At 33.1% G+C, this 11110-nt stretch carries 11 protein-coding genes; 5 read left to right on the top strand and 6 right to left on the bottom strand.

Annotated features, from left to right (window positions below):
- The first annotated feature begins 6 nt into the window (after window positions 1-6).
- Window positions 7-609 (top strand): SMI1/KNR4 family protein, encoded by a 603-nt coding sequence (locus tag NZ698_RS19350; protein ID WP_368407667.1) that lies wholly within the window; start codon window positions 7-9, stop codon window positions 607-609.
- Window positions 610-1405: 796 nt separating this feature from the next.
- Here the strand turns inward: NZ698_RS19350 and NZ698_RS19355 are convergent.
- Together NZ698_RS19355 and NZ698_RS19360 are read right to left on the bottom strand one after the other, a co-directional pair.
- The gene (locus NZ698_RS19355) at window positions 1406-1744 is read right to left on the bottom strand and encodes a nuclear transport factor 2 family protein (protein WP_263004915.1); all 339 of its coding nucleotides are present in this window, start codon (window positions 1742-1744) and stop codon (window positions 1406-1408) included.
- A 236-nt stretch (window positions 1745-1980) separates the two neighbouring features.
- Window positions 1981-3408 carry an SDR family oxidoreductase gene (locus NZ698_RS19360; RefSeq protein ID WP_263004917.1) on the bottom strand — a complete coding sequence of 476 codons (1428 nt, stop codon included), beginning with the start codon at window positions 3406-3408 and terminating at the stop codon, window positions 1981-1983.
- A gap of 249 nt (window positions 3409-3657) precedes the next feature.
- Here NZ698_RS19360 and NZ698_RS19365 point away from each other — a divergent pair, with 249 nt between their 5' ends.
- The 4 genes from NZ698_RS19365 to NZ698_RS19380 all read left to right on the top strand — a co-directional run bounded on the left by NZ698_RS19365 (window position 3658) and on the right by NZ698_RS19380 (window position 6577).
- A complete protein-coding gene (locus NZ698_RS19365) occupies window positions 3658-4560 on the top strand; it encodes an EamA family transporter (protein WP_263004919.1) in 903 nt (300 codons plus the stop codon).
- 69 nt (window positions 4561-4629) lie between these two features.
- A complete protein-coding gene (locus tag NZ698_RS19370; RefSeq protein WP_263004921.1) occupies window positions 4630-5172 on the top strand; it encodes a flavin reductase family protein in 543 nt (180 codons plus the stop codon).
- A 250-nt stretch (window positions 5173-5422) separates the two neighbouring features.
- The gene (locus tag NZ698_RS19375; protein ID WP_263004923.1) at window positions 5423-5782 is read left to right on the top strand and encodes an RNA polymerase sigma factor; all 360 of its coding nucleotides are present in this window, start codon (window positions 5423-5425) and stop codon (window positions 5780-5782) included.
- A 180-nt stretch (window positions 5783-5962) separates the two neighbouring features.
- Complete coding sequence (locus NZ698_RS19380) at window positions 5963-6577, top strand: DUF4142 domain-containing protein (protein WP_263004925.1); 615 nt, start codon at window positions 5963-5965, stop codon at window positions 6575-6577.
- Between the two features lie 147 nt (window positions 6578-6724).
- Here the strand turns inward: NZ698_RS19380 and NZ698_RS19385 are convergent, their stop codons facing one another.
- The 4 genes from NZ698_RS19385 to NZ698_RS19400 form a co-directional block, all read right to left on the bottom strand.
- Window positions 6725-6988 (bottom strand): SemiSWEET family transporter, encoded by a 264-nt coding sequence (locus NZ698_RS19385; protein WP_263004927.1) that lies wholly within the window; start codon window positions 6986-6988, stop codon window positions 6725-6727.
- A 122-nt stretch (window positions 6989-7110) separates the two neighbouring features.
- Complete coding sequence (locus NZ698_RS19390) at window positions 7111-8241, bottom strand: serine hydrolase domain-containing protein (RefSeq protein ID WP_263004929.1); 1131 nt, start codon at window positions 8239-8241, stop codon at window positions 7111-7113.
- A 59-nt stretch (window positions 8242-8300) separates the two neighbouring features.
- Window positions 8301-9065: a type I methionyl aminopeptidase gene (gene map, locus NZ698_RS19395; protein WP_263004931.1), complete on the bottom strand. Its 765-nt coding sequence runs from the start codon at window positions 9063-9065 to the stop codon at window positions 8301-8303.
- Between the two features lie 66 nt (window positions 9066-9131).
- Window positions 9132-9491: a prevent-host-death protein gene (locus NZ698_RS19400; protein WP_263004933.1), complete on the bottom strand. Its 360-nt coding sequence runs from the start codon at window positions 9489-9491 to the stop codon at window positions 9132-9134.
- Between the last annotated feature and the right edge of the window lie 1619 nt (window positions 9492-11110).

Below are 11110 nucleotides of genomic sequence, written 5' to 3' on the forward strand. Positions count from 1 at the left end.
AATATTATGAAATGGTTATATAAAAAAGCTTTAAAGGATCGCAATTCAATAGAAAAAGTAGAGGATGCTTTTGGCATTAAATTTCCGTCAGATTATACAAATATTGTTTTAGAAAACAATGCAGCAACACCATCTCCTAATACAATTGACACCTCACGACAAACAGGAAAAGCATTTGGAGAACTGTTGAATTTCAATTTAGATGTTAATGAAAATATCCTTTCTTTATATGAAGAATTAAAGAATAAAATTCCTAATAAAGTATTCCCAATTACAATGGATCCTGGAGGGAATTTTTTGTGCTATGATTTTCGTGATGATGAAGCTAATCCAAAAGTATCACGCTGGGATCACGAGCAAAAATTTGTTGTTGAAGATAAAGAATTGATTATTGAAGATCACGAAAATCAATCGGATTATTATCACTTAGATTTTATTGCTAATAGTTTTACAGAAACACTCACAAACTTATATGGTGAAGAAATAGAAGAATCTAATAGTTGGAATAATTTTCAGAATGAAGAGAAATTAAAAGAATTTTCTGGTGAAGATTTAGTTCAAGTAAACAGGATTAGAGCTTTACAGGGTCTTCCACCTATAGAAAAATAAAGAATACTATCTTGTACAGTGTTTAATTGTAGCATCAATTATTTCTTACTAAGAAAGAACTGTTTTTTATTAAATCTTTCAAAGAATTAGAGAAGTCTGAAAATGATAATTTGAAAAGTGAAATTTCGGAAAACACTATGAAAGTAAAAGAGTTTTTATATCCGGAATATATTGGAAAGATGATTTTTACATTGATGAGTTTCGGATTCTAAATGTTTCATCTGAAGTGTTGTTATTTTTAAAGAAGTTTAATTTAAAATATACTGTTTTTGAAGACGATGCAACAAGCAAGGAAGTAGACAGAATTTTCGAGATGTTTGAAGAAAAGAAAGAAAGGGAATTAACGATTGTGTCATTTACTCAAGAAAATTTTCAAGAATGGATATTTCTGATTGGTCAGAAAATGCATTCTTTACTCACGAATTGGATATGAGACATCAATCTCCTATCAAAGAATAATTGGCTTAGATTCGATTTTAACAGTTATTAGAAGTAAAACGATTTAAATAAACTTAGTAAAAATCATAATTATTTCAGTTTCAGAAAGCTTTGAAATTTTAATAAAAATGAAAATATTAAATAATGTTAAAACCTTATAAACACACATTTTTGGCACAATTTTTCAATACAATATAGTACTCATGTTTAATTGAGTTTTCATGGTTATTAGTTTTTATCCCCGGAGGAGTTCGGGGGTTTTTTATGCCCTTAAACGAAGTGATAAGGTTTCTAATTGCTTGTTTAAACCACAACTATACAACTTATATTGATTTTCATAAAGAACTAACTCCAATCACTACTCAATGACAAAAGCTGTCAATTCTGACATTTTACCATCTTTAAATTTCCAGATGTCGCAGTATGAGTATTCTTTCCATTTTCCGTCCTCTGTTTTCAGACTAATTTTGCCTACTGCAGTTACAAAATCTCCTTCAGCAATTAGATGACCTACCATAAATTCTGGTGGTTCAATGTAAGCGGTTTTCATGTATTTACGAACTTCAGCCTTTCCGATCAATTCCTGATCTCCCACGAAGTTCCATTTTGTATCTTCTGAGCAATAAGTAAGGAAAGTTTCATAGTCACCTTCTGTCACTGCTGCATTTGCTTGTTTTAAAATTGTTTTATTATCCATTTTAATTGCTCTAATGAAATTTGAATTTATTTGAAAATAGAATTATTGACATACTTCTAACAAATCACAAAGTCTGTGCCGCCGAATTTTGACATGTAGCCAAAAAAAATATTCTCAGCAGAAGCCGAGAATATTTGTAGTTCCTTAAATAGGTATTTTTTAATAGTTATATCTTTAATTTCAATTTCTGTGCCATTTACATCTTATGATTGGAATATTTTTTATAAATGATTAAATCACTTTTCATCCGCAAGCTTACTGATCATTCCGTTAAAAATATATCCGTGAAAGGGAAGTACCGCATACCAATACAATCGTCCCAAAATTCCGACAGGTCTGAAGGTGGCTTCCTGTGTGAGTTTTCCATCTGCAATTTTAAATTCGAGCCAGGCTTCACCGGGAACTTTCATTTCCGCAAAAAGGAGAAGTCTCTTTTCTTCTCTGCTTGCATAAAGAACCCTCCAAAAATCTATACTATCTCCCACATTGATCGATTTTGAATTTTTCCGTCCTCTCTTTAAGCCAACACCACCAAAAAGTTTATCAATACTTCCTCGCAGACTCCAGAGATAATTAGCATGATACCATCCGTTTTTCCCACCAATACCGAATATTTTATCAAGTGTCAATTCCTCATTCTTGATCTCTCGTACTTTTTTATCTTTAAAAACACCCATCGTCGGTACTTCCAAGAAATTCCAGACATCTTTAGAATATTTATAGTTTCCGAAAGAGTCGTACCATGTAGATAAAACGTCATTCTGTTCTATTTTATCAAAACTCAATTTTAGGCTTTCCCGATAAGAGAGAAGCTTGACTCCCAGCTTTTCTGCAAGATCATTTTTCTCTGCAACAACGTTTATCTTCATGCTTTCGACAAGATTTTTAGCTAAAACATAAGATGTTGAAGTGATAAAATAAAGCCAGTAAGAAGATATTTTTGGACTGAGAACGGGAACAGAAATAATTGTTCTTTTTAAATTTCTCTCTTTAGCAAAAATCAGTAGCATTTCCTTATAGGACAAAACATCCGGACCTGCGATGTCAAAGTGTTTATTGTATGTAAAAGATTTTCCCATTACACCCATGAGAAATTCTACTACATTTCTAATGGCGATGGGTTGACAGAGAGTTTTCAGCCATTTTGGTGCAACCATTACTGGAAGTTTTTCCACAAGATCGCGGATGATTTCAAACGAAGCCGATCCTGAGCCAATGATAATCCCTGCACGTAAAACGGTTAATGCATATGAATCTGATTGAAGTTCTTTTTCGACATCCTTTCTTGATTGTAAATGTTTTGACAGTTGTTCGTCATTTACAATTCCTGTGAGATAGATAACCTGTTGGCAATTTGTCTTTTCAACAGTTTCGGCAAAATTTTTAGCTGAAATTTTTTCGGCTTTGCTAAAATCTGCATTGGCAGACATTGAATGGATGAGGTAAAAAGCGATTTCAATATCCTGATCGATAGGAGAGAGCGAAGCAACGTCATTATAATCGTGCTCAATTACACTGAGCTGATTCTTGTAGTTTTCATAAAGCGAAAGATCGAAACGCTTCTTATCGCGTACAGAGCAAATAACTTCATGACCGCTGCTCAGGAGCTGTATGAGCAATCTTTTACCGATGTATCCTGTCGCGCCGGTGAGAAATATTTTCATTGGAGATTAATTTCGTGAGTGGTGATTTAGATGAATTGCACTTTAAAGTTTTATTTAGAAGAGAGAAAACTTTTGATGCATTGTTCAGACAATCAGTTACAAATCTAGTACCAAGAGTTTTTTTATTTAAAATAAATCTTTGATCTGAATAAATGGTTTTATCAATTATATTTAAATAATTGCCACTCATTTCTTTTTTAGAAAAGTTATAATTTCGCATGACTGTACATTTAAAATCACAACTTCATTTTGAACAATTTAAAATATTATTTGGCGGCTATCTCTGCATTTTCTATTTGGGGAACTTTCAGCTTGGTTTTGAAGCCTTTACATTCATATGCGTCTTTAGATATTCTTTTTTATCGTGTTTTCAGTTGTGCGGTGATCATGTCAATCATTTCGGTACTTTTTAAAAGAGAAAAACTAAAAAACAATATCAATTATTTTAAATCTCTTCCAAAAACAAAAAAGTGGAATTTTATTGGATTGAACATTGGAAGCAGCGTTTTGCTAACGGCAAATTGGTTTTCGTTTATTTATGTAATGAATCATATCAATGTAAGAGCGACCTCGGTTGCTTATCTTGTTTGTCCGATTATCACGACGATCCTTGCATACTTTTTTCTTCGTGACAAATTGACGAAACTTCAGTGGCTTTCTGTTTTTCTAAGTTGTATCGGTTGTATATTGCTTTCCTACACCAATATAGTCGATATGTTTTACAGCAGTCTGATTGGTTTTACTTACGCTTGTTATCTTGTCAGTCAAAACAAAAACTATGAGTTTGATAAATTTTTGATTCTCAATGGTCATATTTTATTGTCGGCGATTATACTGATACCATTTTTTCCTGCTTTTTCAGGACCGGTTCCTTCAGATTTTAAATTCTATTTTTATGTAGAAATCATTGCAGTCCTTTATACAATTGTTCCTTTGTTTTTAAATTTATATGCTTTGACGGGAATCAGCTCGTCAAAAGTAGGAATGATTTTGAACATTAATCCCATCATTGCATTTGTTTTAGCCGGAGTTGTTTATCACGAACCATTAGGAACCTTACCAATATTTTCTTATGCGTTAATATTTCTTGCAGTAATTGTTTTCAATGGAAATCAAATTTTTAAATCCAATAAAGAGAGAAAGGTGACTTAAACTTTCATCAATTTTCTAGGTGAAATTTTAAAGTAAAAAAATGGTACTAAAATCGTATTAATTTTAAATATGAAAAAGTACAGCAAAAAATCTTATCCGGTTGAAGATGCGCGTCATTTTCTGGAACCAACTCCAACGGTTCTTGTAACATCTGCCTATAAAGGTGAACAAAATATCATGACGATGGGTTGGTACACAATAATGGAATTTAAACCATCATTAATAGGATGTATGATTTCCAGCGGGAATCATAGTTTTGAATTGATAAGAAAAAGTAAAGAATGTGTGATCATTATTCCGACATTAGAACTGTCCCAAACTGTTGTAGCGATCGGAAATTGCAGTGGTGCTGATGTCGACAAATTTAATGAATTTGATTTGGATATTAAAGACGGAGATCTGGTAAAAGCACCGTTACTCGAAAATTGTTTTGCAAATTTTGAGTGCAGACTTTATAATAATAAATTAATTAAAGATTTCAATTTTTTCATTTTTGAAATTGTGAAAGCACATGTTGCAACATCGCCAAAATATCCTAAAACAATACAATATCGCGGCGAAAGTCATTTTGTTGAATCTGGAAGAAACTTCATTATTCCTTCTTCTAAATGAAAATAAGATTTATTAATATTATAAGAAATTAATAATCCAGAATTATAATCAATTATGTTTGGCATAAAATTTCTATAGGACAAATTATCTAATAGTTTTAAAAATAGGATCAGGATCAAAATAATTATATACAAGAGCGAGAATCACAGCGGGGGAATTTATAATCTTTTAATCAAACTTAATCCATTTTTTTAATGATTCATTAATTTTTAATGAAGGGATAAGATAATACAAAGATTATAAGTGCTTTATGAAAACAAACACCGACAAAAAGTATACTGACCAGGAACTGTATCTTTTGATTCAGCAAAAAAATAAAGCAGGTTTCGATCTTCTGTATAGTCGATATAGCTGTATATTATACGGATTAGCAACGAAAGCATTGCCATCCAAAGAATTTGCCGATGAGATTGTTGAGTTGACTTTTTTAAATGCATGGAACTGTATTCACCAATTTAAAGATCAAAAGAAGACTTTATGTTTTTGGATTATCAATATACTCATCAACACAGCAAAAGATTTTTTAGAAGCAAAAAATATAAAATATTCTGTAAAAACCGAAAATTTTCCGGGATTTGCATTTGAGATCATTGAGGAAAAAGCTTGCTGATCATGATCTTAAGTCCATTTCATTTTATTAATATTTATTTCTTAATGATAAAACATTACTTTTTTACAAATTTTACTAGTCAATAAGCAAAGTTCTAATAATTTGGCAGACAAATTGTTACAGCTAGAGCAAAGTATGAAATTTATTACTCATTACTAAACCAATCAAATTATATATTTTATGAAAAATTCAATTCTAACTCTGTTGACAGTTGCTGCAATGGTAGCTTGTAACAAAAAAGAAAGTACGGCAGTTAATAATTCAGAAGATTCGGCAACCGATATGTCGATGCCTGCAGATTCTCCAATGACTCTCAATGATTCTGCGACAGTATCAAATCCTAATTCTGCGGCAACTACCTTGAGTGATCAAGACAAAACATTTGCTGACGCCGCTGCGAGAGGAGGTATGATGGAAGTGATGATGGGACAGCTCGCTTCAAGTACTTCTACCAATGCCACTGTAAAATCATTAGGCGAAATGATGGCTAAAGATCATGGAAAAGCCAATGACGAATTAAAAAAATGGGCTTCTACAGTGGGTTACACATTGCCGACAAGTCTGAATGCTGAACAACAAAAGATGCATGATGATCTTAAAGCTAAAAAAGGTGCAGACTTTGATCGTATGTACACCGATCTTATGGTGGCCGATCACAAGAAAGATATAGCAGAATTTAAGAAAGAAGCGTCAGGAGGCTCAGAAGCTTCTCTGAAAGCTTTCGCAAGTAAGACTCTTCCTACATTAGAACATCATTTGATGGAATCGGAAAAGGCAAAAACTGCTGTGAAATAAATTTAATATTAATAGTTAAACATTAACAAAATAACATGCCTTCGGTGTGTTATTTTGTTTTTTAAGATAGACTTTCAATTTAGGATGAGGTAATTATTAAAACTAAATTACAGTTATTAAAATTTCAGAAATCGTAAAATTATATTTTTAAACTGCAGTAAAAAATGCAAAAAGACCAAACAAAATACCTGGAGAGTTGGCAATGATGATGGGGAGATCTCTTTTTGGTTTTTTCATAATCCCATAAACTACCCAAAGCATACAGTTTATAGCAGCGACTAATGGCTGAAGCCAATCGCCCTTATCTCCATGTAAATTGCTGGTTATCTGTGGAATGTAAGAAACATACATTGCCATTGATGTAGCGGTTGCCACGAAACCCAATATTTTAAAAAACTTATCATTGTCCATTACTTATAAATTTTATATTAAAGTATAAGTGAGAGTTATTTACAAGTAACGTGCCTCAATAGAAAAGTAAGAATTCTGTTTTATTAAGCTTCACTGCAGAATTATTTTATTTTTATTTAAAATTAAAAGATTTTGCTCAGTTCTTCTGCTAAAAGTGCGACTTGAAGTGGTCTTTTTTTATCATCAACTTCCAGCTTATTATAAAGTCCTGTTTTCACAATTACCATATTTTTTTCAGGAATCATAATGATAAACTGACCGAGAAATCCGTAGAAAAAATAATATTTCAAATCGTTTTCCTGATTGGTCCAGATCGTAAAACAGAAAGCATCATTAAGTTTCGTAGGAGTTAACAGCTTTTTACAATATTCTTTGCTGATGAGTTGTTGCCCGTTCCAGTTTCCATTCTGCATTACAAGTTGTCCGATTTTTGCAAAATCTCTCGGATTTGCGTGGATGCAGCAGAATGCTTTTTCTATTCCTTTTTCATCAATACTCCATTTTGCAGGAAATTCCATTCCTAAAGGTTTCCATATTTTTTCTGAAAGATAAGTTGCAAGATTTTTACCTGTTGCTTTGATGAGAGCAATACCTAAAAGTTGTGCAGAAACGCTTTGATATTCATATTTTTCTCCAGGCATTTCTTTTAATTCTACTTCAAAAGCCTGTTTCGCAAGATCATCAACAAAATATTGCTTAGAATTAGGAGCAAAAGGGTGATGGTATTCTTCTTCCCAATCAAGGCCGGCCTGCATTGTCATCAAGTGTCTAAAAGTAAGAAACTGACCATATTCACTATTTTTATATTGCGGAAATAAAGTAGATATCAATTGATCTTCAGACTGCAGATAACCGTCGTCAATAGCACAGCCAACTAAAATGGAAAGAATTCCTTTTGCCATAGAAAAAGAGTTCATGATTGAAGAATGATTGTGGTCTTTCCAATATTCTTCGTGGACCAATTGATTGTTGCGAATCACGATAAGAGATGATGCGCGCGTTTTTTTTAAATCTTTTATAACGCTTTCAGAGAGGAGTTTTGTATTATATTTCTCATCTTTATCCCATTTTTTAGATTTCAGATTAGGAACTATATGTGATGGAAATTTTTCTTCATCATCAGTAGAAGGGGTCAAAGCGCCTTTTTTTAAGTTAATAGCAATAGCTTTAAAAATATATCCATACCCCGAAAGATAAATAGCGGCAGCGATTGCTGAAGTTCCTGCTACAAATACCGCTAATGCTTTTTTCATATGTTTGGCTAAAATTGTTAAGCTAAAAAATTATTTGTGAGTTTAGATATTTGATTATGTCAATTCCAAACGCCATTCATTTCAGTCAAAATGATTGGTTTTCCGTCAGTAATTAAGATTGTGTGCTCATGTTGAGCCATAAATCCACCTTTATCACCCACCATTGTCCAGCCGTCATTCAGTTCTATGGCATATGATGAAGATGTGGTAATAAAGGTTTCGATAGCGACTACAGAATTTTTTTTGAATCTTCTTTGGTCGAAGCGATTTCTGTAATTCAACAGTTCTTCAGGTTTTTCATGCAGACTTTTACCAATACCGTGACCGCCGAGATTTTTAATAACTTTATAACCTCTTTTTTTGGCTTCACTTTCCATAAGATGACCTATATCTGAGATTTTCACACCTCCTTTTATATTGTCAATTGCTTTCTTTAATATTTCTTTTGAAGCGTCAACCAATTTTTGATGTTGATGAATGTCTTTTCCTATTACAAATGAATTTCCGTTGTCTGACCAAAAACCATTCAATTCAGCAGAAACATCTATATTAATAAGATCGCCTTCTTTCAAAACTGTATTCTCAGAAGGAATACCGTGACAGAATTCACTGTTTACACTTATACAGGCACAACCGGGAAACTGATACGTCATAAGAGGTGCAGATTTCGCCCCGAAACTTTCCAGAATAGCTGCCCCGAAATCATCTAGTTCTTTGGTAGTCATTCCTGGTTTAACGAAATTTTTCATTTCCTTTAAAGTATAAGCAACGACGTCGCTCACTTTTTTCATTCCTATTAATTCAGTTTCGTTTGTTATAGACATATTTTATTGTTTAATGTTCGTCCTTATTATTACGATTGTCAGTTTCTGTTTTTAAAAATAAACAGATTAATTGAGTTCATAATTAGTGATTACCAATCTCAATATAAAGTGTACATATTCCTGATCTGCATCTTTTCTGCTGATGAGTTTATTTCTGTAATCGTAGGAATTCAAAGTTCTGCTCAATTTTTGGTAAGTTTCAAAATCCTCACCCTTAATTCTTATTCTGGCATTGCCATCTTTTCTTTTAATAAGATGATCATCAAGAGTTCTTATTTTAAAAAGTACTTCGCATAATTTCGGATTAGAATCCATCCTTCCCATATATCGTTCAACAATATTAATCTTGAACGAATCAAATACGATAGTATTGAAAACAATTTTAGAACCGTGTTCCTGCGTATTGAGTTCAAGTTTATAATTCATGCTTTAAATTTTAAACAAATTTAAGGAGAATCTAAAAACATTCAAACTAATACATATATATAATGTATACAAAAATTTTGATTGTCTGACTTTCATATACCCATTTACATTTTCTCTCAGGAGCTTTATCCCGCTCTCCACTATATCTTTTTTTGATGGCCGCTGCTTTGCATCGGCCATCAAAAAAAGGATGCCGTTTCGATCGGGGCTATGGGATTTGTCCGCAGATCACGATTTGTCATAAAGAGTATGATTCGTCCAGGTTTTTAATCAGCTAGATTTACCATTATTAGACTTCAATAAATTTTTTCACTCTGCTTCACTTATAATTATCTTTATAAATTGCTTCGTGGTCATAAAACATGTGTAAAACAACCTTATATTTTGTAATACCGAAACTCTGAAGGAGTTCCGCATTGTATAGTCTAGAATAATATTCATCGATTTCGCGGGAGTATAAATGAGCATAATATTTATAATAATTTTCCCACAAAATCCGCCAAGTTCCGGTGGAGCAATATCTTTGTAATTAATAATACTCCTTCCAAGCAAGCGCTCCGTAGGAGCGCCATGTTTGTAGGAAGTATTTATACAGAAGGAAAAGAGAGCTCCGTTGGAGCGTCACCGTTGCGGATGTTAAAGGAGTAGAAATTTCTAAACCATGATGCCTTCAGCGACAAAAAAATCCTATGTAAAAATATTTTTTACAAAATCCCGTATATCTGGATTTGAAACTTCCTCACTCCGGTACTCCGATTTACGAAAGCCTTTACGCTACAGAATCTCATCCTTGCGGAGCTTTTGCGAAATTTATCAAACTTTAGAACGCTTCGATGCCGACACTCAAACGCATTCATACACCAACCCATGCTGCAAAACCTTCAATTTTCGAACTCTTCAACGTAATAACCCTCCAACTCTCCACCGCTTTCACGCTCCACCGCCCCAACTCTCCAACTCTCAAACTCTCCAACCCTAAAACTTTCCAACCCTAAAACCCTCCGACTCAACTTTCCTCACCCTCACCCTTAACCTTACCCTGCATTACCCAACATTAGTTTAAATTTTTGTTTCAGGTTATCAATGCTTTAGGATTGAATATGAATTTAAGTTAAACATTATGTTAAATATATTTGGAAGTAGAGGGTTAAACGTACTACTTTTGCCCCACTGAAAAACGAGAGTTAGTCAGTAGCGCAGAAGCGCCTTTAGATAGGCAGAAACAAAAAACTTCAAAAAGAAAAAGCTTCAAAATTTCACCAACTTTTATTCAGATAAAATTTGTGAGGTTAAAAAAAGTTATTATCTTTGCAGTCCCGATACGGGGAGCGCAGGAGTAGAGAGATTAGGTGTTGAGAAGGGAGTTTAGGGTTACTTAAAAAACTTTAAAATTTCTGTAAAAACATTTGGTCAATTAGAAATAAAGTTTTACTTTTGCACACGCAAATACGGCAAAGCCCAACGACAGAAAAGGGTGGCCGGGGAAGCGGAAGAATAGAGATCATTGAAAAATAGATATAACAACCAAGTAAGGAAAAACTAAAGCGTCAAAACTTTGAGTGAGTCAGACAAACATACAATGGAGAGTTTGATCCTGGCTCAGGATGAACGCTAGCGGG

Source organism: Chryseobacterium edaphi, from assembly GCF_025628985.1.
In the GTDB taxonomy this organism is placed as follows: Bacteria; Bacteroidota; Bacteroidia; order Flavobacteriales; family Weeksellaceae; genus Chryseobacterium; species Chryseobacterium edaphi.

Excerpts from the sequence above, each read along its gene's own strand:
- NZ698_RS19350 (WP_368407667.1), top strand. The coding sequence starts at position 7 with ATGAAATGGTTATATAAAAAAGCTTTAAAGGATCGCAATTCAATAGAA.
- NZ698_RS19355 (WP_263004915.1), bottom strand. The coding sequence starts at position 1,744 with ATGGATAATAAAACAATTTTAAAACAAGCAAATGCAGCAGTGACAGAA.
- NZ698_RS19360 (WP_263004917.1), bottom strand. The coding sequence starts at position 3,408 with ATGAAAATATTTCTCACCGGCGCGACAGGATACATCGGTAAAAGATTG.
- NZ698_RS19370 (WP_263004921.1), top strand. The coding sequence starts at position 4,630 with ATGAAAAAGTACAGCAAAAAATCTTATCCGGTTGAAGATGCGCGTCAT.
- NZ698_RS19375 (WP_263004923.1), top strand. The coding sequence starts at position 5,423 with ATGAAAACAAACACCGACAAAAAGTATACTGACCAGGAACTGTATCTT.
- NZ698_RS19380 (WP_263004925.1), top strand. The coding sequence starts at position 5,963 with ATGAAAAATTCAATTCTAACTCTGTTGACAGTTGCTGCAATGGTAGCT.
- NZ698_RS19385 (WP_263004927.1), bottom strand. The coding sequence starts at position 6,988 with ATGGACAATGATAAGTTTTTTAAAATATTGGGTTTCGTGGCAACCGCT.
- NZ698_RS19390 (WP_263004929.1), bottom strand. The coding sequence starts at position 8,241 with ATGAAAAAAGCATTAGCGGTATTTGTAGCAGGAACTTCAGCAATCGCT.
- map (WP_263004931.1), bottom strand. The coding sequence starts at position 9,065 with ATGTCTATAACAAACGAAACTGAATTAATAGGAATGAAAAAAGTGAGC.
- NZ698_RS19400 (WP_263004933.1), bottom strand. The coding sequence starts at position 9,491 with ATGAATTATAAACTTGAACTCAATACGCAGGAACACGGTTCTAAAATT.